At 40.3% G+C, this 24,794-nt stretch carries 22 protein-coding genes and 1 pseudogene; 20 read left to right on the forward strand and 3 right to left on the reverse strand.

Annotated features, from left to right (window positions below; all coding sequences use genetic code 11):
- Positions 1-185: hypothetical protein (locus AB5903_RS13700; protein WP_368117946.1), on the forward strand; the 185-nt coding region annotated here is incomplete at its 5' end.
- A gap of 258 nt (positions 186-443) precedes the next feature.
- On the opposite strand, the gene AB5903_RS13705 is transcribed toward AB5903_RS13700, so the two are convergent.
- Positions 444-1,331: a radical SAM protein gene (locus AB5903_RS13705; RefSeq protein WP_117906288.1), complete on the reverse strand. Its 888-nt coding sequence runs from the start codon at positions 1,329-1,331 to the stop codon at positions 444-446.
- 157 nt (positions 1,332-1,488) lie between these two features.
- Between AB5903_RS13705 and AB5903_RS13710 the strand changes: the two are divergent.
- The 17 genes and pseudogenes from AB5903_RS13710 to AB5903_RS13790 all read left to right on the forward strand — a co-directional run bounded on the left by AB5903_RS13710 (position 1,489) and on the right by AB5903_RS13790 (position 20,438).
- Positions 1,489-1,842 (forward strand): annotated as a pseudogene (locus AB5903_RS13710) (winged helix-turn-helix transcriptional regulator).
- Positions 1,843-1,961: 119 nt separating this feature from the next.
- The gene (locus AB5903_RS13715; protein ID WP_309573586.1) at positions 1,962-2,285 is read left to right on the forward strand and encodes a Fic family protein; all 324 of its coding nucleotides are present in this window, start codon (positions 1,962-1,964) and stop codon (positions 2,283-2,285) included.
- A gap of 492 nt (positions 2,286-2,777) precedes the next feature.
- Positions 2,778-3,389 carry a TetR/AcrR family transcriptional regulator gene (locus AB5903_RS13720; RefSeq protein WP_195658592.1) on the forward strand — a complete coding sequence of 204 codons (612 nt, stop codon included), beginning with the start codon at positions 2,778-2,780 and terminating at the stop codon, positions 3,387-3,389.
- A gap of 384 nt (positions 3,390-3,773) precedes the next feature.
- A complete protein-coding gene (locus AB5903_RS13725; RefSeq protein WP_022103403.1) occupies positions 3,774-4,205 on the forward strand; it encodes a hypothetical protein in 432 nt (143 codons plus the stop codon).
- Positions 4,206-4,271: 66 nt separating this feature from the next.
- Positions 4,272-4,745, forward strand: coding sequence for a hypothetical protein (locus tag AB5903_RS13730; RefSeq protein WP_195658593.1), 474 nt, complete (start codon positions 4,272-4,274; stop codon positions 4,743-4,745).
- A 151-nt stretch (positions 4,746-4,896) separates the two neighbouring features.
- A complete protein-coding gene (locus tag AB5903_RS13735) occupies positions 4,897-5,505 on the forward strand; it encodes an ankyrin repeat domain-containing protein (protein ID WP_117667664.1) in 609 nt (202 codons plus the stop codon).
- A gap of 136 nt (positions 5,506-5,641) precedes the next feature.
- Positions 5,642-6,166, forward strand: coding sequence for a hypothetical protein (locus AB5903_RS13740; protein ID WP_022103406.1), 525 nt, complete (start codon positions 5,642-5,644; stop codon positions 6,164-6,166).
- A 285-nt stretch (positions 6,167-6,451) separates the two neighbouring features.
- The gene (locus AB5903_RS13745) at positions 6,452-10,591 is read left to right on the forward strand and encodes an Imm5 family immunity protein (protein ID WP_272710890.1); all 4,140 of its coding nucleotides are present in this window, start codon (positions 6,452-6,454) and stop codon (positions 10,589-10,591) included.
- Between the two features lie 11 nt (positions 10,592-10,602).
- The gene (locus AB5903_RS13750; protein WP_022103408.1) at positions 10,603-11,094 is read left to right on the forward strand and encodes a hypothetical protein; all 492 of its coding nucleotides are present in this window, start codon (positions 10,603-10,605) and stop codon (positions 11,092-11,094) included.
- An 89-nt stretch (positions 11,095-11,183) separates the two neighbouring features.
- Positions 11,184-11,672, forward strand: coding sequence for a hypothetical protein (locus tag AB5903_RS13755; protein ID WP_117902712.1), 489 nt, complete (start codon positions 11,184-11,186; stop codon positions 11,670-11,672).
- A complete protein-coding gene (locus tag AB5903_RS13760; protein ID WP_272710889.1) occupies positions 11,659-13,239 on the forward strand; it encodes an ankyrin repeat domain-containing protein in 1,581 nt (526 codons plus the stop codon). The genes AB5903_RS13755 and AB5903_RS13760 overlap by 14 nt, the downstream gene beginning before the upstream one ends.
- A 7-nt stretch (positions 13,240-13,246) precedes the next feature.
- Entirely contained in the window at positions 13,247-14,221 is a 975-nt protein-coding gene (locus AB5903_RS13765; protein WP_272710888.1) for an ankyrin repeat domain-containing protein, read from the forward strand.
- 30 nt (positions 14,222-14,251) lie between these two features.
- Positions 14,252-15,238, forward strand: coding sequence for a DUF1266 domain-containing protein (locus AB5903_RS13770; protein WP_368117947.1), 987 nt, complete (start codon positions 14,252-14,254; stop codon positions 15,236-15,238).
- 30 nt (positions 15,239-15,268) lie between these two features.
- A complete protein-coding gene (locus tag AB5903_RS13775) occupies positions 15,269-16,066 on the forward strand; it encodes a DUF1266 domain-containing protein (protein ID WP_272710816.1) in 798 nt (265 codons plus the stop codon).
- 202 nt (positions 16,067-16,268) lie between these two features.
- On the forward strand, positions 16,269-18,584 hold the full coding sequence (locus AB5903_RS13780) for a rhomboid family intramembrane serine protease (RefSeq protein WP_272710817.1): 2,316 nt from the start codon (positions 16,269-16,271) through the stop codon (positions 18,582-18,584).
- Between the two features lie 30 nt (positions 18,585-18,614).
- Positions 18,615-19,715 carry a toxin-antitoxin system YwqK family antitoxin gene (locus tag AB5903_RS13785; RefSeq protein ID WP_060384959.1) on the forward strand — a complete coding sequence of 367 codons (1,101 nt, stop codon included), beginning with the start codon at positions 18,615-18,617 and terminating at the stop codon, positions 19,713-19,715.
- A gap of 165 nt (positions 19,716-19,880) precedes the next feature.
- Positions 19,881-20,438 (forward strand): NAD(P)H-dependent oxidoreductase, encoded by a 558-nt coding sequence (locus AB5903_RS13790; RefSeq protein ID WP_272710818.1) that lies wholly within the window; start codon positions 19,881-19,883, stop codon positions 20,436-20,438.
- Positions 20,439-20,535: 97 nt separating this feature from the next.
- On the opposite strand, the gene AB5903_RS13795 is transcribed toward AB5903_RS13790, so the two are convergent.
- Together AB5903_RS13795 and AB5903_RS13800 are read right to left on the reverse strand one after the other, a co-directional pair.
- Complete coding sequence (locus AB5903_RS13795) at positions 20,536-22,242, reverse strand: lipid A phosphoethanolamine transferase (protein ID WP_272710819.1); 1,707 nt, start codon at positions 22,240-22,242, stop codon at positions 20,536-20,538.
- The gene (locus AB5903_RS13800) at positions 22,229-23,422 is read right to left on the reverse strand and encodes a BamA/TamA family outer membrane protein (RefSeq protein ID WP_368117948.1); all 1,194 of its coding nucleotides are present in this window, start codon (positions 23,420-23,422) and stop codon (positions 22,229-22,231) included. The genes AB5903_RS13795 and AB5903_RS13800 overlap by 14 nt, the downstream gene beginning before the upstream one ends.
- A 206-nt stretch (positions 23,423-23,628) precedes the next feature.
- On the opposite strand from AB5903_RS13800, the gene AB5903_RS13805 reads away from it, so the two are divergent.
- Both AB5903_RS13805 and AB5903_RS13810 read left to right on the forward strand, forming a co-directional pair.
- A complete protein-coding gene (locus AB5903_RS13805; RefSeq protein ID WP_022103419.1) occupies positions 23,629-24,057 on the forward strand; it encodes a DoxX family protein in 429 nt (142 codons plus the stop codon).
- A gap of 148 nt (positions 24,058-24,205) precedes the next feature.
- Positions 24,206-24,760 (forward strand): DUF3332 domain-containing protein, encoded by a 555-nt coding sequence (locus tag AB5903_RS13810; protein ID WP_005654124.1) that lies wholly within the window; start codon positions 24,206-24,208, stop codon positions 24,758-24,760.
- Positions 24,761-24,794: the final 34 nt, after the last annotated feature.

The following is a 24,794-nucleotide window of genomic DNA, read 5'->3' on the forward strand; positions in this document are numbered from 1 at the left end:
CGGGGTTTTCGCCGGGGGCTTCTGACCTTTGCACATATAAAAAGAAAGCGATATTGGAGCGTTATACCATAAAAACAGCCCTTATCGGTTTATTACAGACACACTTTCGTGGCCAATTCGTGACCTGTCCATCCTCTAAGATTTTAGGTTACGGAATGTCCAAAATTGGCGGTTCGTTGTCTTGATTTGTCCGTACTGCAAATATTTCATTTTCAGTCTGTCAATTTAAATTTGTAACTGAAAAAAAGAGATTTCTTCCGTTTCATCAGCAAACTGATAAGCTAATATGTATTTTCTCAATTCATTATATAAAGGCTGGATAAAACGCATTATATACAAAGCACTGCCCATGCCCATACAATCATCTATACCGAGCTTTTCTATCTCTGTATTGATTGGGACAATATCTTATCTACAAATTGCATAGAATATCTTTGAATTGATTATAAAGATCTAATACTATCTCTATATCGCCTTAATTCTTTTTCTCCGGCATTTTTTATAGCCGAATCCAGTTCATTAAGAATTCTAACTCTATCATTAGGTATCATTCCGACAAACGGAACAGTGTTTGATACCGTATTTCCTAATAAAGTTGTTTTTATATGAAGTCTTGAAATAAAAGTCCGTAGCTCCAACAACCTTTCGTGTTCGGTAGCTTCTACAAAAGAGCCACGTTGTATTTCCTCGTATAATTCTGATTCGGAAAATACAGTCAGTGATACAAAGTTTACGGTAAAGGGGGATAGCTGATTGAACACATTGGCAGTATTAATAGCGTTCCGCTTTCCCTTGCCTTTTCCTGCAAGCCCTGTCAGATACACGAGGTTATATCTGATATTTGCTTCTTCCAGCTTCTTGCATTGCTCGATAATATCATTAGCCGTATATCCCTTGTTCATTGCTGCCAATGTATCATCATCTCCGGATTCTGTTCCGATACTGATACCGTCAAAGCCCAAATGACGCAGGTTCTTCAATTCCTCTACCGTTTTCGGCTTAATATCTGAAATCCGGGCAAACATACCGATGCTTTCACAATGGCGAAGGTACTTCCTGATTAGAAGACCTAAATCCAATAGTCTGTTATAACTTAAAGCAAAAGGATTAGCTCCGGTTAAAAATACTCGCCGTGCCCTCGGTTGATAGTCTTGTATCACCTTCAAGTCTTCCTCTACCTCTGCAATAGGAGATAGACGGAACTTTGTTCCGTGATATAAGCTACAAAATTTGCACTTGTTATGTGTGCATCCGGCTGTAACCTGTAATAGTTGAGAACTTGCCTCGTAAGGCGGTCGCCACACTTGTCCTGTAAAATGTAATAGTTCCATATAATTATCAATTAAGCTCTTGAAATCGGCTATTTTCCGTATTTTTGTGTTGCGAAGTTAGGATGTTCTTTTGGAATAAAGAAGAACTATACTATCTGTCAGCCACTTACGTTTGGGTTAGTATTTCTCAATATCAATGATTTTAAGAATAAAAAAAATGCGAAAAAAATTAGATTATGAATATTGTTCTGCTTCCCCTATATTAGAATGATTAGGCGACAAGTGGGCTTTAGTTGTCTTGTTGAAGCTACACGAGAATGGGGTAATACGTTTTAATGAACTATATAAAACAATTCCCTCTATATCGGAAAAAATGCTCTCTACTGTTTTGCGCTCATTGGTAACGGACGGATTAGTGAGTAGAAAAATATACCCCTCAGTGCCACCCAAAGTGGAATATTGTGTATCTGAGTTTGGAGAAACCTTGATTCCTCATTTAGAGCGATTGAAACAATGGGGGCAAGAAAACTTTGAAACAATAATGGAGAATAGACAAAAAAATAAGTATTGAAATAGCTGAATGTGCTTTTTTGCGATTCTGTATTTTTTTCTTTTCATTAGGTTTCATTCTTTGCACTTGGTTACACAATAAGTACCTCTCAAAGATTTTCTATCCTTTACTCTCCTATCATGCGTAAAGCCATAGAATACGATTTAGAACAGGAACGCTCGTTCGATTATTCTAAAGTGGACAGGAATGGACTTGTAAACCATATCGCCCAATTCGTATCGGGATTATGGCAAATCCATCCATTCGGTGAAGGAAATACTCGAACGACTGCCGTGTTTACAATTCTCTATCTCCGTTCTATGGGCTTCGATGTAACGAATGATTTATTCGCCAAACATTCGTGGTACTTTCGCAATGCCTTGGTACGAGCCAACTACCAGAATGTACAAAAGGGTATTATCCGTAATTCCGAATATTTAGAGCGGTTCTTTCGCAATCTTTAATGAATTGCGGAATCGATATATGGTGGTTAATGCTCCGGAAGGACTAGTCGCAGAGCCGGTAAGACCTGTCAACCGAACAAGTGCCGAGCAACTTGCCGTACAAGTAACCGAACAAGTTCGCTCGGTTGGCATTATATAACGAAATCAAGTCAAAGTCATAATCTTGATGGTTGCTTTTGTCGTGGCATCTTTGCTAGAGGGCTTTCGTTGTTTGGCTTCATTACTGATATTAAGCGTTTGCCAAAGCCGTTTTTATTCGAGTTTGCTCATGCGCCACGAAAAAAGTCTACTTTTTATATATTTTATTGCTTTTCAATAAATTATCCAGTTTTATATGGAATTTGGAGTATAGTCTGAATGTGCGACAGATTAATGATCGCAAAGAAAAATATGGGGTTCTTTTAGAGTATCAGCGATGAATATGGTTTGATCTTAAAAGGATTTCTTTTAAAATCCGTATATTTGAAACCGAAAACCAAAGAATAAAAAAATATGTTTACCAACAGAGATGAAGTATTGGAAAAAGCTTTGAGAATATTCGCTAAGATGAATTACGAGAAAGCAAGCCAAATGGAAATTGCCAAGACCTGCGGATTGTCTAAAGCAGGACTAGTTTATTATTTTCCATTCAAATTGGACTTGTTCAAGGCTGTAGTGGACAAGTATGTATTCGATACCCAGCATTCGAAAAACAAGTTTAACTTCACTGCAAACTCACTGTCGGAGTTTATCGACCAGTATGTAGCCGGAGTGGAAAACACGATGCAGCGGCTCGTACACTTGTTGGATGATGGGAATAATCCCAGCGGTTGTAGCTTCAATTTTTACTATTATCACTTATTGATGCAAGTAAGGCTGTATTATCCCAATGTAGAGAAAAAACTAGCTGTCATATTTGAACAGAACTACCAACTATGGAAGTCCGCCATTCAGAAAGCTAAAGAAAATGGGGAAATACGGCAGGATCTGGATGTGGAAGAAACAGCTTCAATGTTCTGGCAGATGTTCTTCGGTACGTCCTTTGAAGAATCCTTTTTTCAAGGGTTGGATACCCAAAAACTATCACGAAACCTGCACTTTCTCTACTCTCTGTTGAAAGCCTGAAATTCAGGTTCCTTACAATGTAAGGAGACAATATATTCCCACAAAAGGGACTTTAATCAAATAAAACCAATCATCCGGTTTGTTTTTCTGTTTCTTTGTGTATATTTGCGGCTATATAATATTGCTGTCAGTTACATGGACAATGTTCAGAAACAGAAAGAAAACATCGCGTACTCTACAAAGAAAAAAGGGAAGGACGGCTTTTCCATACATCCTTTCTCCCCACATTTACATTGATTATAGCCGGATGTACATGCGGTACTGCCCCACCTGCAAGAATCCGCCCGATAAAAGAAACCCGGTAGAAAAGAAACTGATGCTACACTGTCAATGTTTAATAATGTTCCTGCTTGTCCCATTATATAAATGATAAAGTAAAATTGTATGGAAGATTTTGATATTCTTAACAAATTTGACAATGACAAACTAATAGACATAGTGAAAAATTATAAACGCTATGGTTATAATGATGCACTTCGTAATTATGTTATCAATTTATTAGAAGAGAGGGGCTGGAGCAGAGAGGATTTGCAACGATTTGGTTATTTAACAAACAATAATTACGATGAAGCAGAAAAACAGTACAAAGCATACAAAAGAAATTCATTAATAGGAATTTGTACACTTGTATTTAGTGGGGGAATTTTGATTATTGTCTATTTAATCTTTTTGATTATGGCTTATAGAAATGTTGCAAGATTTTATAAGGCATTGGGGCGTAATGAAGATGAAACCGCGTTGTTCAATGCTTTGGGCGTGTTGGCTTATTTTCATCTGAAAGAAAAAATGAAAGAGGAATTGAAAGGAATAAGATAGGTTTATAACAGGGAAAGGTAATAGCTGAACGCTATTCTTTACCAAACAGTTACCGATAATCGTGCAATGAATAAAACAGTCCAGTCCATAATATCCTTGATATCTTTCAGTATTATATTGATAATCATAACATTATTTTGTGGCGGTTTAGGCTTTGGCCGTCTGTTCGGAATATATGGTATTATGGAATATTGTTTTTTAAGTATGCTTGCAGTTATAGATATACTGGTAATCTGCAAGGTCTATAAATTATATGTAACGCAACCTAAAGTTATAATATTATGGTTGGGGTTGGAATGTTGTTCTATTCTTTTGTGGCTTGCTTTTATCTGTATAGACCAAAGTTTGTTGGAGTGGCAAATTACAAACTTCATATTGCAAGCTGTCGGTTTGGAGGGTTTCGAAGGAGATGAGCAGGGATTGAATATGCTTGCGGTCTTATGTGGCATTATTTATCCTTTTATTGGGATTGGGTGTTTATTCACCGGATTGGGAATTATAAACAAATCAGCAACAAGGAAAGAGTCATTTATCAAATAAAAAAGAAATAGAACTGCCTGTAAACGCCGGTTTCACCTTATGGCTGCAAACTGCCACCCATTACCCAAAGCAACGTACAATTACGTAAGTTTGATATAATGTCTATCGTAATGACAGATTGATAATGAACAAGATACATAACTTGGTAAATATGAATATAGTAAACAGAATGTTACTTTCCCTTGCAATGTTTTGTTGTTGTTTGAATGGCGTAAAAGCAACCCCATTGCTACAAGATACTATACAGGATAAAACCTACCGACTTTATCCGTTGGGAATTGCTTGTCGCAACGGCGACATAACAACCATAAAACAGTTGCTGGCAGGAAAAGATGAACCGATGGCAATGAGTAGCGATTGTTACGAATTTGATATACTCTATACAGCAATCTACTTTAACAAAGAAGACGTGCTGAAGTATGCCCTTACCCGATACAAGGACATTAACGATAGAGTATATAGCGATGAATACGGGCTTACGCTCCTGACATATGCCTGTAGATTGTCCAACGTAAAGTTAGCCCGTATTTTGTTGGAGCATGGTATTCACGTAAATGGCTGTCAAAGTCCATACGACACCTACAAGGTATATCCGATTATGGAAGCCATTGCCAATAAGAACATAGAACTGGTACAGTTGCTTTTAGAGTATCGTGCAGACCTTGAAATAAAGGATAGTAACGGCAACACTCCTTTCACTTTAGCAAAAGAAGCAGGTTCACAAGAGATTGAAAATTTGCTTTTACAATGGATGAGATAACAAAAGGAATACTGACAATGCAGGATAACACACAAGCCATTCTCTGCTAAACCATTAGATATAACAGATGAAAGCATTTCTATTATATTGCTTATTTCTTTTTCCATTTAGCTATGCCATAACAAAAGATAGCTATATGGAACAAAATTCAACAAGGTGTCATTCTTCAGCTGAACAAGATACCCTCTATATTGAAACAGAAAAAGCAGAGTTTGAAATTATATATAGGCTATGCTTGAATCAACAAGGTAGAAAGAATGTTGTCTACGAGTTGAAAACATCAGATGATAGCAGCATTGATTTTGTACAAAGCTATATGGTCAATGGAATAAGAAAGTTGGATTGTTTTGTTGTGTATGATAATGTGGCAGATGGAAATCGATTTTTATTCTATGATTATGAAAGTAGGGTCATTCACATGACACCAGCTTGCTTTTCCGATTTCTATCCGATCTGCAGTTCTGCAGATTTTTCAAAAGGGGAAGTTTTGTTAATAAATGGGCACTCTCATTTAAAACAGCCGAACGACACAGTAAGTATTGATAGTAAGGTGACTTATGTACCATTTAACCGTAATAATCGAATTATAAAGGCAAAGTTGGTTCCATATACCCAAGTTGAAAAGGACAAAATATATCAAACAACGGAAGATCACATCTGACAGTAACCCACTCTATTCCAGTTAAAATATTAACAATACCCAACAATGACAGTAATCAATTTATACTGTTTTTCGCATCTTTCAGTTTAGACTTATACTTATTCGGCAAATGAAGATGGAGAGGCTGTGCAGGACAGTAATAGATTGCATTGACTTAGGCAACAGCAGGAGTAAGATTGCAATATTTTTTCATTGGAGAGACTTTAACAAAATAAAACAAACCACTCGGTTGGTTTTTATATTTCTTTTCATATATTTGCGACCATATGATATTATTTCAGTCACATGGGCAATGTTTATAAACAGAAAGGAAGCATCGTTCTGTACAAGGAAGAAAGGAACGGTACGGACTATATACGGATAGAGTATGCAAATAGTCCGACTGTTGCGCTTTTGCTTGCTTATGATGAGGGCATAGAAACAACGGGCAGCGGCTGGGCTTATATGGAAGCTGCCTCTTTCAAACCAGTCGATTTCCATAAACGCTACTCTCCCTATGCTTTCATTGATTACAATAAGGTCTATTTATGGGGAAAAACAAATGAAAAGGATGTGATAGAAGCAGCAGACCGTATATCTGCCCTCGTACAAGGATATGATTATGGAACCAATTTTGTTCCATTTATGGCTGGTATGTCGGCAGTGCGGGCAGCTTATGCCGTAACGACTTCCAGCCTCAGTGAAGAAGTTTTTGAAAATGACGGGCAAACTGACTCCGACAAATGGGATGCAGCATTTTTGGCAAGTCTTTCCTATAATAAAAGAACAGCAGATATAGAGGAAATCGACCCCGAATTGAACAGAAAATTTTGGACGTGGTATCTTACAGACTGTATTCCATTCGTTTACGAAAGTGAAAAACATCCCCGATATTATACCGATAACAGAATTAGTATCCCGATACCGGCAAATTGCAATGCAATATTGTATGACGGCATCAACCGATTCAACTCTGCACTCGACTCATATGTTCATGCTCCTACTAACAGAAAAGAGATATTGCGTATGCAGCCGTATGCAACAGACGAAAAGCTTGTCCGCACAGTAGCTGGTTTTCTGCAAGGTTATTGTTGCATTCCTTCCAATGCTCAAGAACTGGAAAATTATTGTATGATAGGACATTTCTATTATGACATTATAAGATTCTGGTATTGTGTGGCTTTATTGGCTCTATCTTCAGATTCTGCAGCTCTTGACTGTCTGACAAGACTTGCCCATACCCTGATGGAACAAGGTCCGGGAGATCTACATGTTTTATACCGCATACTGTTGCTGCTGCCGGAACAGAGTTCTTTAAACGGACTACGCCAAGAACTGTCTGATTATTATAAGAATACGATTCCAACTCTTATAGCTGCCCAATGGTTGGCAAAAGCAGAGATTCCTTATCCTGATGATTTTGAATGGAACCTATCTTTTCATTTTACTTCTAACGGGGAAATGTTTCCCACATCAAATAATCAAGAAGAAAAGAAAGCATGGTATATCCTAAGAGTTGATATGTTTGGCCCAAGAACGCTTTTCAATGACTACACGCGTTTCACAAGTTATCAAATTTATCTGCGCAATGGTGACCACAGTATTCATGGAAGTTGGAATGAAAAAGACGGTTTCCTTATACGAGATGGAGAATCATTGATGGAGAATGAACTTCATACTCCTACCCTTCTTGTACTCCTAATGCACAGGCTGGCTGAGTATGGTATACGGTTTTCGAAAGTTCCGGCAAGACTGTATACTAGCAAAGGAATATCACGGAAATCTGTAGAAAGTTGGATAAAGGACGTAATGAAAGCGTATGAGGATGATAGGATGCAAGAAACTCGTGACAATGCCCTCGATATTCTCAAATACGAAGGAGATATAGAAGATACGGTAGTAGAATTGAGAAAGAAGTGGGGAGATGTTGTTTCCGTATTGAAGGATAAACGTTTTGATGAAATCGTAAACCAATATTCCTGTTTTTCACATGAGATTGGTATATCTGCCTTAGGACAAGAACTTACAGCTTGCGGATATGCTCTTTACAATTTAGATGAAGATGATATTTATCTGTTGGAACTGATTCCGCAGGCAGAAATGGAAGCTTTTGAGAAGAAATGTCACAAATACGGCCAATATTGCAAACTACTCAAACAGCCGCATCGTGATTTCGGCATACAAGCCAGGCATATTGCTCCACGCAAGCAGATGCCGCGTATGCAAATGGTATGGCCCAATGACAATATCTGCTATATTACAAGAGGCTTTGCCGGTTACTTCGCCTATGGGGAATGGAAACAAGAAAGCAAGACAGAATGGCAAGGAACATTTATAGTCGATTTGCGCGTTGTCCCTCTTCAACCGGTAAAATTTAAAACGAAGAAAATCCATAGTTTTATATATTCGAAAGAACTGGACTTTTATGCTGCATTGTATTCTACCTCTTTAGGAGAAATGCCCGTTGCCGGAAAGAATCCTTTGGAAGCAGAGAAATGGCCGCGTGTGTGTGATTTAAGTGTTTACGATAAATATGAATTCCAGTGGTGCGGACATTATCTTTGTTTGGGGGATGTCCATAGTGCTATTGTTCACACAATGACAGAACAAGGAGTAAAATATGTAAGTCGAATTATTTTACCGGAAGGTTTGATATATGCTCCCAGCTTCGGGATAGATGGAAAGGGAACGTTATATATAGTAATGGGGGAATACAGCCAATCAAAAATTATCCGATATGATGATAATGGGAAATATATAACTATGCCATTTTCCATGTCCGGCTATGAAACATTCTATACTGGCAGCAGCCCTGTACCGAATACAACACGCCTTCTTTTGCTGCATGAATATACAGTAAGTAACAATAGCGGAATATGGCTGGAACCGGGATTGCTCGACCTTGATATGGCAACACAAAGATGCCGTATCGCTCCATTGCATCACATCGGTGACGGTTTATTCAGATTGCGTATATTTTACGAGGACTGGATACTGATAGAGGGAGACCACTACACGAACGGAAACCGTTCCGATTATGCACGCCTTTGGAACTGGAGCACGGATGAAGTTTTGCGTATCCGCCCCGGCGTGTTTGGCAGCGAATCATTCAAGGCTCTTCATGCGTTGCCTGACGGTACTATTGTAGTAAATACACACCAACACACTGATGACATACTCAGCTTGCCGGAAGATTTATGGAATTTTCTTCGTATGGCAAGCCGTCCGAAAAAATTAGGATATTGGCTTAATTACCCGAATCCCTATCCAAACATAGACTATTTATTGCCACCTGTATCGGAAGATGTTAGCCTAATGCTTGCTCCACCATATGTGAAAACACAGATTACCGGGCAACAGCCGGTGGAGAAAATTACTCCAAAGGAATGTTCCACTCTGTCGGTAACAGATGGAGTGGAAATAACCGAAGGCATATTAAAAATTAACGGTCAAAAAATCAGCCTGCCCTTGTCATATACAACAATGGTGAATATTTTCGGCAGAGAGAAAGTCGTATTTACCCATCGGAATATGCAGGACGATAACGGTAAGATGGTACAATATGATAAACGAAGTTTTCTTATTTGGGACAAAGCAGGAGTAACAGCTATCCGAAACGAAGAAAATGTTTATAATATTTCTGTCATATATTTATGGGTGGCTGAGAACAAAAAGTCTATCTTTTCCTTGCCTGCTCCCACCGGACTGTTCGACTGTAAAATTACGGTAGACGGAACCTTATGGTCCAAAAAGGCGGATATGACTACCCGCAGTGGAGAGATGGAAATCGTAGCATCCGCATCGGGCGGTTATATGGAAATTACATTTGCCCGTACCCGCGACCAGAAAATCACTTGGCAGAACTATCGGAAGATAATGGTTGAAAACTTCCAGTATGCACTTATAAAAAGAGATTGCATCAAACAATTGGAGAAGAATATCCGCATAGGTAAACCGACTAAAAATCTGACGGAAAACGTACACCTGTTGGAAGAAATGAGCGAAGCATTTCTGGTTTGCATGATTCAGGCCCTTCATGCCGGATATGCTATGGGACGAGGTGAACGTTATCTGAAAAGCAATATGCTTCTGCCTCTGACAGAAGCAGCAATCAAATGCATTGAACATGGTACAATTAAATCTTCCGATATGCTCTCCGTATATTCGGGTTGCGTGCTTCTCAATTGCGAAAAAATGACTATGAAGCGGTTGAGTGAAATTATGATGAAAAACGGTGTTCGTGATTTTGTATTTGACACACTTATCCGATATCGTATTCCAGATTGGGAAGTTACGGAATATACCGTATTTCCGGAGGTAAAGAAATGGATAACTTCACAAACGAAAAACCGGAACATGACAGAAGCAAGAGCTGCATTACAGAAAATTTCTTGTATTTCAGAAAATATCCTGATAACAGATGCGCTGATTACATCAACATTTTAAATATAAATAGTATGGAAACAACAAAAACAACCGAAAAATTTCAGAGTGTGCATAAAACTTTTAGTTACACTCCCAAAAGTGCATTAACCAATCAATGGTCAAGCCTGGCATTTGGAATAGGTATGGTTATCGTGCCCTTGATTTATCCTTTTGGATTACGTATCAGACGGGCTGTCATCCTCTCTCCGGAAGTCTTGTCTACGATTTTGATTATTTGTGGGGCGCTGCTGCTTTTAATGACATTCTTCAGTATACGCAAGGCACGGGTATTGGCTGCACAGGGAGGAACCGTTACTGTGGATAAAGGACGGGTGACATATCCTGAGGTAAATAAAAACAAAATCGAATATAACTCTTTCCTTATTTCCGACATCAACTATATAAAAGACGATGATGAAGAAAATCAATTTAAAGTAAGTCTTCCTGATAAATACATCGTATTCGAGATCAAATATTTTGCTTCGCAGGAAGATTTTGATGAATTCCGTTCTTTATTTAATTAATCAATTCTTTATAACCTATAACGATTTGATGATTATGAAAAACAAACAATGCCGGTGAAATTAAAATAAAACAATAACTTTTATAGCTTATGACACTATTTGTGGATAAACAAAAAATAACCGGCAAAGAAACGGAGCAGTTGTTCTCAGCCGGAATATCGCTTTTGCTCAGCAAGGCATATCCGGCTGCTTATTCATGCTTTAACCGCATTTCTGATGAAGATTTCAGTGTGCCATACAACAAGGCATTGTGTTGCTTCATGGTAAAGTGGCATGACGAATGTTACAGATTGCTTTGTGAGTCGGAACAGCTTATGTCCGGAAGAAATATTACCCGTGAAGCAGAGTTACCCGAAGCATTTCTCCGTTATGACCATGCCGAAGGGCATCCTTTTCATCCCATGCCGCAAGGTATTCCGGTATCCTTGGCATACAGGCAGTTGCTGTTGTTAAAGGCAGAAACGGCTTTCAGACTACATCTGTATAGTGAAGTCAAGTCTATATCCGCTTGTTTGGGAGGCAAATACAAGCATATTGAGAAACTGATAAATAATATAACTGACAATGATAACTTGTGAAGAAATATATGGCTTGCATACTACTGGTGCATTGAAATCCGCTTTATACGAGGAATATAGGGAGATTCCGCTTGACAGCAGAAACAGCATGCGGAAAAATGATACTCCTTTGCATATGGCTTGTGCATTTGCCGATGAGAATGCGGTGCGCATACTGCTGGAACGTGGAGCAGATGTAAATGTAAGGAATGATGATGGAGACACACCATTATGTGTATTGGCCAGATGTAAGTGTTGCGGGAAAGAAACCACGATTGCCGGTATCGCCGGACTGCTGGTTTCCAAAGAAGCGAGAGTTCCGCGCTCCGGAAAAAATACGACCGCCCTGATTGAAGCTGTGGGTAACCGGCATTTTCTGATGGCGGATATTCTTTTAATGTCCGGTTGCCGCATTGATTCGACCAATTCAAACGGCGACAATGTACTTCACGTCATTTGCCAATCAGCCGGAGACATTGCATACGACATCAAGCGTACAAAAGAAAGGATAGCAGACTTCTCCGAACGGTGGTATTCGGAAAAGGATAAACGGGAAGCATATGAAAACATGGAATATCAGGAAGAGGCAGACAGACAATGCTTTCTAACTGCAAAACGTATTTTAGAAAATGGGCAAATAGATACGGAAGACAAGAATAACATCGGAAAAACCGCTCTTGATATTGCTTGGGAAACAGGAGCACGCAGAATCGGAACACTACTGTCCGGACAAGATCCTGATACAGATGAACTTTCTGCGCTTATCGGAGGCTTGGATGTTTTTCAGGCATTATGGTACAAAGATATGATAGCTTTGGATGCTATTTTGCGATCCGGAATAGAATTGCAAACCGTTTGCGAGGATAAAAAGCTACACGATTTCAAAGGCAGATCACCTTTGGCCTGCACCCTTTTATGGGACAATGCCGAAGCTGCGGAAATGTTGTTGAGAAGCGGGGCAGACCCGGACTTCAAGGATTTGGAAGAGCAGACAGCTTTTGCCGTATGGCTTAAAAAAAGAAAACACGGCAGTGAAAAGAAAGAAGACTGCCTGCATCTTCTTCAGTACTTGATGCAATGCGGATGGAATCCGGAAAAGTCTGCTGATAAGGAAGGTAACACAGCATTGTCTCTTGCCTGCCGGGAAGCTGGATGCGAATTAGGAATTTGGGCTGCCCGATATCTCATAGAGAACGGGGCAGATGTCAATACTGTTAATTTGCAGGGGCAGACTCCGGCAATGAATCTCTACGGAGGATGCTTTTGGAATGGGAACATTCCGCGCATTGCCATCCTGCCGAGGTCATATCCCTATGAAGGACGTTATTGCACGGAAAAAGATGCCGATATGCTTGAAACCCTGCTTGAAGCCGGTGCAGATGTAAATGCAAAGGACAAATGGGGCAATACTTTGTTGCATTACATTGCAGGAAGTTCTCAAAGAGGAGCAAAAGAAGCGGTCGGCTTGGTCATGGACTTTGGGAAACCGGATGTGAATGCCGTGAACAATGAAGGAAAGACCGTTTTAGACATTGCAACGGAAAAGAATGACGAAGCTCTTATAAAATTTTTATTGAAATATTATTGAGAAAAGTATGGATAATAACATGACTTTTTTAAATGCATGCCGTAACGGACAGAAAAGCATCGTACAGATATTCTTGAAAAAAGGAGGTATTGATGTAAACAAACGGGATGCTGAGGGTAATACACCGTTATATTATGCTTGTTTGAAGGGACTTAGAGACATTGTAGGCCTTTTGCTTGACAGCGATGCAGATGTCTCCATTGCAAACAACTGTTCGGAAACTCCTTTACATGCAGCTGTCAGAAGCGGAAACAAGGAAATAATAGGAAAACTGGTACAATATGGAGCGGATTTGGATGCAACAGATAAGGAAGGATGTACACCTCTAATACGTCTTCTCGACAATAAACGTTCTGATGCAGCTTTGTTCTTGATAGAACAGGGCGCAGATACGGAAATAGCGGATAACTCAGGACACAGAGCAATAGATTATGCCACTGCTCACGGGTTACGGGAAATCGTGATATGCCTGTCCGTAGACGGAACAAGCGATGCACACGGAAACACACCTCTTCACCAGGCTGTTTTCAACGGGCAGTCTGAAACAGTCCGTGCATTACTTACCGCTTCGAACGACATGTTGAACACACCCAACGATGAGGGGGAAACGCCGCTGATTATTGCTTGTATGAAAGGAAACCTTACAGTAGCGAAACTATTGATTGCTGCCGGTGCGAACGTGAATAAGTCTCTTCTGAACGGGAATACTCCCCTACACTTTGCAGCCTGGTCGGGAAACAAATTTATTGGCCGGGACTTGATAACGGCAAATGCACAAATGGATATGCAGAACGAACATGGAGAAACTCCGCTCATTCTTGCAGCCAGAGAAGGAAATAACGAGTTTGTCGCACTTCTTGTGGAGCATCAGGCAAATGTGAATCTGGCAGATAATCTTCAACGGACGGCATTGTATTATGCCAGTGAGCGCGGATACAACGAAATTACAGAAATTTTATTGGCGGCAGGAGCCGAAGGATAATTTATAAACATCATTAAGAAGTAAACGGATATGACAAAAGAAAGAACAGCCCCTCAAAGTCCTGAGGATATGGCAAAAGCGGCACAGGAAGCCGCGGTAAAGGCAGCAATGGAACAGGCCCAATCTATGTTCGGGAACATTCCGGGATTTCAGATGCCGGAGGGTATGCAGGAACAGATAATGACACAAATGACAGCCGGTATTCCCAATATGGCAGAACTACAGGCACAGCAGGAAGCGATGCTGAAAGCAGCCGGAATCGGTATGGAAACGGTAGCGGAAGCAGGACGGCAAAACATGGCATTTGCCCAACAGATGATGCAGGGCTTTTATGATATGGAGAATCTGAATGAGGAATGGACTATCAGCAAAGCCGGTGACGGTAAACTGGATGCAGATCAGCTTCGTCTGTTGGCTTTCGGTGCGCCTATGTTGGTGTATAATGACGAAAATGTAGACACTATTGATTGCGAAAACGATATTGACAGTATCAAATGTACACTTCGGGAATGGTGGAATGTGACAGACCGGGAAAGTACACTGGATATTGTGCGATGGCTGCTTGAGGAAGGGCATCATGCCGAAGCAGACCGGGCATTGGCAAAAATTCGCAAACGCGGATTGGAAAACATATCGGCAGAGGAACACTGTAATGGGGATGACAAGATGGAAGATGTTTGTTTGATTGCAGAGGAAATGCAGAAAAACGGCTGGTGTCCTGCCGGGCAAATGCCTCAGAGTGTCATCGCTTGGGATTTGGTGCGTTTGGTGAACCTGGGACGTTGGGCATATCTTTGCGATTATATCCGTGAAGATGAGATGTGGCATATCATGCAGGTAGCGGCAGATACTGCGCTCGAACACTTTTCTTCATGGGAAGAATACGGACGGAGTTTCATCATGGGGCGTGGAGTATGGCATGGCGATCCGACAGACAGCGAAACAGCATACGAGATAGTAGAGCTCTTGCTGAAGAACAGTGAATCACCCTGGAAACAGTCTATGTGGAAAGAATAACGGCAGAAACCTTTATAAGTATGAAATAATATGGACAACAATTTTTGGATATCCGCTGCAATAGCTGCTGTTGTGGGTGGGGCCTGGCTTTTCAAGAAAGGGAAAAGTGCATATTCATTTATCAGAAAAATACGCAGGTCTTTTAAAGGCGTATGTCTGAACCCTAAATCAAGATTGACCGACGAGCAATGCAAGAAGATTGCCATCGGTGCTATGTATGCTTCTCAGCAAGGAGCATATCAAAACTCGATAGAAACCGGTATTCCCGATATGCTTCCCAAAATACTTGGAGAATGGTGGGGAATTGAGACTACGGAAGATGCCCGGAAAGAACTGGACTATCTTTGCCAAAAAGGATACCGGTATTATTTTCCCTTTGTCTACCAAGCATTCCTACTGGACAAACCGGAAGAACAAGATGAAATCTTTCAGCAGAACATGACTTCTCAAGAAGATTACGACAAGATTGTCATGCAATTTCAGAATTTGCAGGAAACCTATGAGGAACTGCTTTCCTGCAAAGTGATTGTGAGCAAGGAAGATTTAAAGCGTTATGGCGTTGCCGGTTGGGATGCGGGACGAATCTGCTTCCTTGCCCGTGCTTGCTGCGAAATGGACTACATCTCCGAAGCGGATGCCTGGAGATACATAGATGTGGCATACGACATGGCACATTCGGCATTCTCTTCGTGGAATGATATGGCTATGAGCTATGTTATTGGACGTTCCTTGTGGGGAGGAAAAAGTGCATACAATTCTGTAATGAAAAGTACTGCCGATGAATTGCTGACACATGAAAACAGCCCGTGGAGAAAACACGTTTGGTAAACAACTTTTTTACAACTCTACTTTAGTAAGAAACCGGCTTTTCACAGATACCGCATATCTGTCTTGTCTGTATGAAATGCGGTTTCTTCTATTTATAATTTCAATTATAGGACATATATCATATATGTAGCACAAGAAAAAGAATAACACAAGCAATAATATATTATAACTTGTGTTTACATTTATTTTATATAATTTAATTATGGCAACAGGATTCAGACCGAAATATGAGCGGACAATAGAGTTAGCCGGATATTCATCCGAAGAGCTGATGCTTCTTGCCATTGAGGCATCCAAATCTCTCGGTTGGCAAGCGGGCAGTATAAAACGTGATAAATCAGATTTTTATACGCCTACAAGTTTTAGATCGTGGCAAGAAAAGGTTATTCTTTCTGTAACAGACGGGAAGGACGGACAACTTCTTGCTACAAGCATATGCACATCCATGCAGTTCATGGACTGGGGAAAGAACAAGCAGAACCTTAATAAGCTTACAGCTACCATGCAGCAGTTGCAAAATGTTCATAATATCTCTCCGACGGAAGCCGATACTGTAAATAAAACCACGTGTGCATATACTCCGGAAGAAAAGAATACTGTCATTGCTCATATCCGTCACTTCTATGGAGGTATTAAAGGCATCACAAAAAACATTGTTTCACCGTCAGGAGTGGAAATCCTCATTGTTGAACCAACAAGCAGGTTTGACTGCTATACATTGGTAACATGTGGAGCAGGTGCTTCTGTTATGCCGGTGCCGGATAAAGCAACTCCTTCGAGGTGTGAATTCTGTATGTGTATGCCACCAACATGGAATACAGAAGACTCATGGCCGATTGACTGGCTTTTGCAATGTGTCTCATGGCTTCAACAAGGGAATTCCTGGCTTGCATGTGGGCATTCGCTGTCCGATGGTACACCGTTGCAGGATGATACTCTCATGACATCCATGTTGCTTACCATTCCCGAAGAACGGGACAAAGGTGCGGAAAACTGTCAACTGCCCAATGGAGATTCTGTGGCTATTTACCAACTGGTTCCTGTATATACGGAAGAAGTTCTGTTCAAACAAGCCAATGGCATCATTCCTTTATTGGACAAGATGAAGAATGTATCATATATTGTCGATACACACAGAGAAAACACATGTAGAAATTTTTCTGCTTTTGAAGAAAACGGGGATAGTTCCATAAGCATGGATGAAAAAGCGAATGCTTCCTTACGTTCAATACTGACAATCCGTAAAGGGAATATGGCAACACCCCTGCTTGTTTATATCAATATTGCCCTATTTGTCATCATGTCGATATGCGGAGTGAGTCTGCTTGCTCCCACAGGAATATCCATCATAAAATGGGGAGCGGATTTCGGTCCCCTTACACTTACCGGTGACTGGTGGAGGACCATTACCTGTAATTTCATTCATATAGGAGTGATTCATGTTCTTATGAATATGTACGCACTGCTGTATATCGGAATATTCCTGGAACAGCTTATCGGCGGAAGGAGACTTATAAGCGCATATTTTCTGACAGGATTGTTTTCGGCTCTTGCCAGCTTGGCAATGCACCCTGAAAGCATAAGCGCCGGAGCTTCCGGTTCGATATTCGGACTTTATGGAATATTCCTTTCTTATCTGGTGTTCCATCACAGGATAGAAAAAGGGCAACGCAAGTCCTTGTTATACAGTATCGGTTTCTTTGTATTCTATAACCTTATGTCCGGTGCAAGAGCAGAGGACATAGATAATGCCGCCCATATTGGCGGACTTGTGTCCGGAATCATATTAGGCATCATATACTTGCTGACTGACCGGTTTGCAACGAAGAGAACCTCTACCCTCTTTATATCGATTACGGAAATTTCTTTTGTGCTGATCTTTGCGGCACTTTTTGCAGGACAGACATCCAACCTGCCAGCAGATTTTATAGAAATCAGGGAGATGTGGGAGAATGGTACACTTGAAGAATACGCACAAAGCGTTTCTTCTGAAAAAGATACTATTGAAACAGATCCCAACACCTCGTACTATATGCCGCAAAATACAACGGATGTTTCCACTTTCACCGGAAGTGAAACAGATCTGGGCAATGGAATGAAAGAATACATAAATAATAGCTGTGGCTTCAGTTGCCAATATCCGTCAACTTGGGAAACAATAGGAAAATCCGATACGGAACAGATATTGCAACTTCGAGGACATGGTGTCAGCAGTTTAACCGTCAGCTACATCAAAGCTCCTTCTAAGGGAGCAATGGAACATATGTATGATTTATTGATTAATTCCATGAAAGAGTCCCGGTCAGAAAACATAAATATTCATGGAAAAACATTCGAAAGGATTTCGGGAAAGATGGAATGCGCTGTAGCAGGCGGTGGAAGTATCCATATAAATCAGAATATTGTTATCCATATGAATGAGGAGACACTGGAAAACTTCATCATTACTTCCACAACATCTGATGACAGTTCTGAATCCGAAGTTCAGGAGATTATAAAAACCATAAGAATAAATTAGACAGTGAAAAATATAAAGTATTCAACGCTTATGAGGAAAAGACTATTATCTCTGCTGCTCCTTTCAATTTGCGGGAGTATGCTCTTTGCACAAGAGCCGCTGGATATTGACGATGTGGAACAAGTTCCATTGGGAGATTTCACATACCAATGGCGGAATATATGTGACCGTACTCCACTACATGGAAAGTGCCGGATTATATTAAGCTACAGATCTTACACGATAGCACATTTCAACAAGGATGGCATTCTCGATGGATTATATGAAAAATATGAAGACAATCATCTTGTACAGAAGCTGACCTATGTAAAAGGTATACTAAGGGGAAAAGGGTATGAATACTATACAGACGGCACTGTGAAGAAAGAATGTGTCTGGAACGAACAAGGAAAGATAGACGGGTTGATGATAGAATACAACCGGATAGGAAGAACGGAATGGGACTACAAGAATGGCGAAGTGGACGGACAACAACGAACATTTGACAATAACGGTCAATTAATCACGTTCGTTTCGTACAGCAAAGGTATGCAGCATGGTCCTTTCCGCATCTATGAAGAAGGCGGTACTGATATGCCGCCTTTTATAAGAGAGGGGTATGCTTGGGGATGGCGCGGCAAGAAAGGCGAATATAAGGAAACCTGGGCACTGAGCGGAAAGCCGAAATGTATAGAGCATTACACAGAGAAAGGCGAAAAAACCGGCCGGTGGCAGGAATGGGATGAAAACGGGAAACTTGTCCGAGAGGAAAATTATACGGAAATGCCATATTATTCTGTGAAATTTGACAAGAATAGCTATCCGTTAGAACGGTACTACTATAATGAGGACCTGTCGGTGAAGAGCATACAGGAGTTCTATCCCGGAACGGACAAGATAATGAAAGAAGAATATAATCTTGATTTCAAAAACTTCAAGCGTGACTATCGTCAGTTTTATGAAGACGGTACAATACAGGAAGAAGGGCATATAAAAGGCGGAGAAGTGGTATTTGCCAAAGAATACTATAAAAACAGGCAACTGAAATGCGTCAAAAAGATACAGAATGTATATGGATATAAAATTCTCACCGTTACGGAACTATATGATGAATCCGGGAAGCCGTTACCTATTCCCTCCGGTACATTCTAACTAAAAAGCAGATTTGGATTATTCTGCTTGTTTCAAATTAAGAATAATGCCGGTATCGTGAAAAGGCGTCAAAACACTGACACAACTTTTTTGTTATATATCTATGTTTTAGTATTTTTGTAATCAATAGGCAGCTATTTCTAATTTATAAAAAATATACTCTATATGGATAAAGGTATAAAACAAGTTGTGATTCTTTTGGCACATCCCGACATTAAAAGTTCGCAAGCCAATAAGGCATTAATGGATGCTGTTAAAGAAATGGAAGAAGTGGCAATATACAATTTATATGAAATGCGTCCGGAAGATGCCTATAATATTGATTTATGGAGCAAGATTATATCGCAGGCATCTGCTCTTGTGTTTCAATTTCCGTTATATTGGATGTCGGCTCCTTCCTTGTTGAAGAAATGGCAGGATGAGGTATTTACTTATTTGGCTAAAACTCCGGCTGTGGCAGGAAAGGCATTATTGGTAACGGTCACTACCGGTTCCGAATACAGTGCATATCGCAGTGGGGGAAGAAACAACTTTACAATGGATGAACTGTTAAGACCTTATCAGGCAAGTGCCCTACATGCCGGAATGGTATGGCAGACACCTGTTATCGCATACGGAATGGGAACGGCAGATGCCGGAAAAAACATTGCAGAGGGAGTTAATGACTACAAACTGAAAATAGAGTCCCTAATAGGAAAGAGTCACGTAAGCGGTGATTGGTGATACTCCAACGGCAATGCTCATAAAATAACAGAACCAAGCATCATTCGTCTGAAATTTCGAATGGTGCTTGGCTGTTTTAGTAATCGGCATATTGATTTTACCTGTATACTATCCCTTTCATTTGCAGCATGGTAAAATCCTCTTCACGCATTCCTATATCGTTCAATGAACGGGCTTCATTATGGTCATTGAGGTATACTCTGTTTTTTTCGGTATATGAAGCATTTATCACAGACAATGAATCGTTTCGGCAGGGTGTGTCTATGCCACCTAATTCCAGCATCGTCTGGAAGAAAGACGCACTGGATGAAATATTTTTCTGTCGGTTTATCTCTGCATTTTTAAAAAGATCCGGATAATTCTTCCGATAATTGTCGGACATCCATACCAGAAAAGGCACGTGTATCTGATAATAGGACGGAACGGGTGAAGCATGCAGGAAAAGGTGGCGGTCATCATCAAAGATATCCTCTCCATGATCTGAGGTATAAAGCATTGCCGTATCTATGTCCTGTTCCTGTAACATCCGGATGAGACGAGCCAGAAAATTATCTGTATACCGAATAGAATTATCATAAGCATTTATCAGATTATCCTTATATTTCAATTCTGCATCTACCGGAAAATCAGGCAAAAAGAAAGCGTTGTCCGCCGGATAGCGTTCCCGATAATTAAAATGGGAACCATAGGTATGGAGAACGATAAATTGCTTGGAAGCATTTTCTGCCAACTCGGCGGCTACCAGTTTCAAAAGTTCATCGTCCGAAGGGTTGTAACCGCCATCTCCTGTATCTTCTTTAATGAAATCGCATATATCGGCTTCTTTTCCAAAGAAATCGATGAAAGAATGGTTATAGCGTTGATTGGAAAAGAAAGCAGTCCGGTAGCCCGCTTCCTTAAATGCTGTGATAATTCCTTTTTGCCGATAGATGGAATTGAAGTCGTGCGCCGTAACCGAAGACATCAGCATAGGGACACTTTTGTGCGTAGTATTGGATTCTGTCAGTACATGAGAGAAGGCTGTCAATCCTTTTATTTTGGTAAGTTCCGGATTCGTATTGCGGTTATACCCGTAAATAGACCAGTTAGCGGCACGGGATGTCTCTCCGATTACCATAACATAAACTTCCCTATTCTTCTCCGGACGGGTGGTTTTTGCCTGAAAAGTAAAATCTTTAGAGGTTTCCGCATAGTGTTGCGTCTGTGCAGTACGTTGGAAGGCAAGTGCAATATTATAACATACGTTTGCCGGATACAAATCCGATTTCAATTCATAACGGGCATCAAACAGATAAGCAGCTACCAATGACAGAATTCCTGCAATGACCGTTATCCGGGCACGTTTACGTTCTCTGCGAACAAACGTTTCCGATAGTCTCCGTTTCTTGCTGACGGCCACCGCAGCCAAAACCAGCGCCGGTATATATAGCAGCACAACAATAATAATGGCGGGAATCAGGTTGTCCAGCAATTCCAAAGCCTCACCGGGATTTGTTGTCACCAGATTGAGAAACATATCTACTGCAATAACAGACTGTCCGAAAAGATATAGCAATACAATCTGGAATGCTCCAAAAAACAGGAAAGGAAACAATATCCAAAAAGTCTTGCCACAATTTCCCGACCAACTCATTATCATGTGATATATGGAGAATGGAAGCAATACATTGCACACCTTCGCCACAAGTGGCATAGGTTCAGTAAAACATAGTACGATATTGGGTACTATCAGAATTATCAGGAACAAGTAATACAAGTTCTCTTGGTTTTCAAACCATTTTTGAATTTTTCTAAAAAGCTTCATTGATATTAAATATAAATCCGGTCTGATGTTTGCCAAACCCTAAATCCAAACGTACATTCACCCTCTTTTTAAATTCCCAGCGATAGCCGAAGCCATAATTAGGAAGAATATGCTTCACGTCAAACTCGGAAAACTTTGGGAAAACAGTTCCCGCTCCTACCCATACAGTCACTCCGTTTCGTTTCCATACATGCTGGCGAAGCTCAATCTGAGCATCCATGGCACATTTGTCACGATAACGCCCTTCATAATAGCCACGCATGGAATACGAACTGCCTAAAGTTGCCAACAGTCCCCAAGGTGGATTTCCGTAATTGAGCAGTGTATGAAACTGTCCCGCCAGAACGCCGCCTTTCCATATGGTATGATAATACCTCGTATCCAGTTCTGTACTGCTGAAAGCATGTTTATTTCCCAAAAATGCCGGACTGAAACGTTGGTCTATCCTCAAATAGTATCCTTTATACGCATTTGTCAGGAAGTCGCGCGAATCATAAAGCAACGATAAACCTACACTTAGATTCGTAGTATGCGTGCTCATGCCTTCCCACAGTTCCGGTTTTTCAAAACCATGTCCGTATACATAATCGAATACAGCCATGGGACCTACGTAGAAATTACGTGCCAACCGGAACATAAAGTCCACTTTCATCTGTGCTTGAAAGCGGTCATAATCGCTCTCATTGTCACTGTTGGCACCATTGTCGTATCCTGCACCCCAATACAGACTGGGAAAAGAATAGAAATACAGATTGTAGTTCAAACGATACTTATCATGAGGAAACAAATGCGTTCCACGTACTCCCAACAGATAGAAGCCTACCGTAGAAACATCTCCGTACAATGAAACATTGGAAGGCGGCAGAATCGTATCGTTCCGGTCGGAACGGTAAAGCCCCGCAGCCACCAGTCCCAACCCTAATTTGGTATCGCTGGAGTAGTGCGGTCCGCCGATAATGCTAAAATCGAATTTCTTATTTTTCTTTTCTTTATTGGCATCGTTAAAATAATTCAGAAATTTTCTGAAAAAGTTCCGCTTTACAGGAACAGAATCAAGAATGATGGCAGAATCCATGTCTGCCGAAGTATTTGCTTCTGCCAAACGTGTTTGTGCATGCACAGCAGTTACAGTCACCAACAAGATTAAAGATAACAGACATCCTTTTAATTTTGTGTTCATTCTCTATTATTAAGAAAACCTCGAAACAAAGTTAGTTGTAAATAATTCATGTTACAACAATGTTACGGGGCTTTTTGTTTCCGTTTCTTCCTATTTAATGTCTGTTATTTCCTTAAAGTATTGTGGGCGTAAAGAAGCGACGGAAATAAACATTTATTCATTCTTATTTGTTAAGAACATATATCAACTTAAAAAAACGAATGATTATGTTAAAACGATTTTTATTTCCTACCAATCCGAATGGCGTTTTTATATCTGTTATATTATTAGTAGTCAGAATTGTATTCGGTATTCTGATGATGAATCACGGTATTGATAAATGGGCAAACTATCAGGAACTTTCTACGGTGTTCCCCGACCCTCTCGGCATCGGCAGTCCCCTTTCTCTGGGATTGGCCATCTTTGGCGAACTGGCATGCTCAATGGCATTCATCATAGGCTTCTTATACAGATTGGCAATGATTCCTATGATATTTACGATGTGTGTGGCATTCTTCATTGTTCATGGCAATGATCCGTTTGCGGTAAAAGAACTTGCATTTGTTTATTTGGTGGTATTTGTATTGATGTATATTATAGGACCGGGAAAATTTGCCGTAGACCGCTGGATTTCCCAATCTCTTTCTCGCAAATAGAAATAAATAAGGCTCTTTTATTTTACAGAATACTGTTTTTTCCAGCTTTTTTAATGTCTATGTTATAAAAATGGTTATATTTGCACTAGTATATATAAATATTGAGATTTTATCTCAATAAAATACAGTAAAATAAAAGAAAGTTATTATGAAAAAGTTCAATTTGAAATTGGCTGCAACTGTAATGGTATGCGGTGCTTTTCTTTTCAGTTCATGTATCGGTTCTTTCGGATTGCATAGCAAGCTGTTGAGTTGGAACGAAGGTATTGGAAATAAATTTGTCAATGAGCTTGTTTACCTGGCATTCAATATCATTCCGGTATATGGTATATGCTATTTGGCAGATGCTTTGGTTATCAATTCTATTGAATTCTGGAGCGGAAGCAACCCTATGGCAAGCATTGGTGAGGTAAAGAAAGTAAAAGGCGAAAACGGAAACTATCTGGTAGAAACTCTTGAGAACGGTTATTCCATTACAAAAGAAGGCGAAACCGCATCTATGGAATTAATTTACGATAAAGATTTGAATACCTGGAATGTAGTTGCAGAAGGCGTCAGCACTGAACTTTTGCAGATTAACAATGACGGTACTGCACAGATGACTTTACCAAACGGTGAAGACCTGACCGTTACTTTGGATGCGCAGGGAGTATCTGCTGCACGTCAGGCAACTATGGTCAATACCTATTACGCTGCACGTTAAGAGTTGAAACAAGATAAAACAGAAAGGCTGCGCA

It is taken from the genome of Bacteroides sp. 2201st1_D9_2201SCRN_220225 (assembly GCF_040928965.1).
GTDB lineage: Bacteria > Bacteroidota > Bacteroidia > Bacteroidales > Bacteroidaceae > Bacteroides > Bacteroides stercoris.

Excerpts from the sequence above, each read along its gene's own strand:
- AB5903_RS13770 (WP_368117947.1), top strand. The coding sequence starts at position 14,252 with ATGACAAAAGAAAGAACAGCCCCTCAAAGTCCTGAGGATATGGCAAAA.
- AB5903_RS13750 (WP_022103408.1), top strand. The coding sequence starts at position 10,603 with ATGGAAACAACAAAAACAACCGAAAAATTTCAGAGTGTGCATAAAACT.
- AB5903_RS13795 (WP_272710819.1), bottom strand. The coding sequence starts at position 22,242 with ATGAAGCTTTTTAGAAAAATTCAAAAATGGTTTGAAAACCAAGAGAAC.
- AB5903_RS13740 (WP_022103406.1), top strand. The coding sequence starts at position 5,642 with ATGGAACAAAATTCAACAAGGTGTCATTCTTCAGCTGAACAAGATACC.
- AB5903_RS13805 (WP_022103419.1), top strand. The coding sequence starts at position 23,629 with ATGTTAAAACGATTTTTATTTCCTACCAATCCGAATGGCGTTTTTATA.
- AB5903_RS13745 (WP_272710890.1), top strand. The coding sequence starts at position 6,452 with ATGGGCAATGTTTATAAACAGAAAGGAAGCATCGTTCTGTACAAGGAA.
- AB5903_RS13730 (WP_195658593.1), top strand. The coding sequence starts at position 4,272 with ATGAATAAAACAGTCCAGTCCATAATATCCTTGATATCTTTCAGTATT.
- AB5903_RS13775 (WP_272710816.1), top strand. The coding sequence starts at position 15,269 with ATGGACAACAATTTTTGGATATCCGCTGCAATAGCTGCTGTTGTGGGT.
- AB5903_RS13780 (WP_272710817.1), top strand. The coding sequence starts at position 16,269 with ATGGCAACAGGATTCAGACCGAAATATGAGCGGACAATAGAGTTAGCC.
- AB5903_RS13800 (WP_368117948.1), bottom strand. The coding sequence starts at position 23,422 with ATGAACACAAAATTAAAAGGATGTCTGTTATCTTTAATCTTGTTGGTG.
- AB5903_RS13720 (WP_195658592.1), top strand. The coding sequence starts at position 2,778 with ATGTTTACCAACAGAGATGAAGTATTGGAAAAAGCTTTGAGAATATTC.
- AB5903_RS13765 (WP_272710888.1), top strand. The coding sequence starts at position 13,247 with ATGGATAATAACATGACTTTTTTAAATGCATGCCGTAACGGACAGAAA.
- AB5903_RS13760 (WP_272710889.1), top strand. The coding sequence starts at position 11,659 with ATGATAACTTGTGAAGAAATATATGGCTTGCATACTACTGGTGCATTG.
- AB5903_RS13810 (WP_005654124.1), top strand. The coding sequence starts at position 24,206 with ATGAAAAAGTTCAATTTGAAATTGGCTGCAACTGTAATGGTATGCGGT.
- AB5903_RS13725 (WP_022103403.1), top strand. The coding sequence starts at position 3,774 with ATGGAAGATTTTGATATTCTTAACAAATTTGACAATGACAAACTAATA.
- AB5903_RS13755 (WP_117902712.1), top strand. The coding sequence starts at position 11,184 with ATGACACTATTTGTGGATAAACAAAAAATAACCGGCAAAGAAACGGAG.
- AB5903_RS13735 (WP_117667664.1), top strand. The coding sequence starts at position 4,897 with ATGAATATAGTAAACAGAATGTTACTTTCCCTTGCAATGTTTTGTTGT.
- AB5903_RS13705 (WP_117906288.1), bottom strand. The coding sequence starts at position 1,331 with ATGGAACTATTACATTTTACAGGACAAGTGTGGCGACCGCCTTACGAG.
- AB5903_RS13785 (WP_060384959.1), top strand. The coding sequence starts at position 18,615 with ATGAGGAAAAGACTATTATCTCTGCTGCTCCTTTCAATTTGCGGGAGT.
- AB5903_RS13715 (WP_309573586.1), top strand. The coding sequence starts at position 1,962 with ATGCGTAAAGCCATAGAATACGATTTAGAACAGGAACGCTCGTTCGAT.
- AB5903_RS13790 (WP_272710818.1), top strand. The coding sequence starts at position 19,881 with ATGGATAAAGGTATAAAACAAGTTGTGATTCTTTTGGCACATCCCGAC.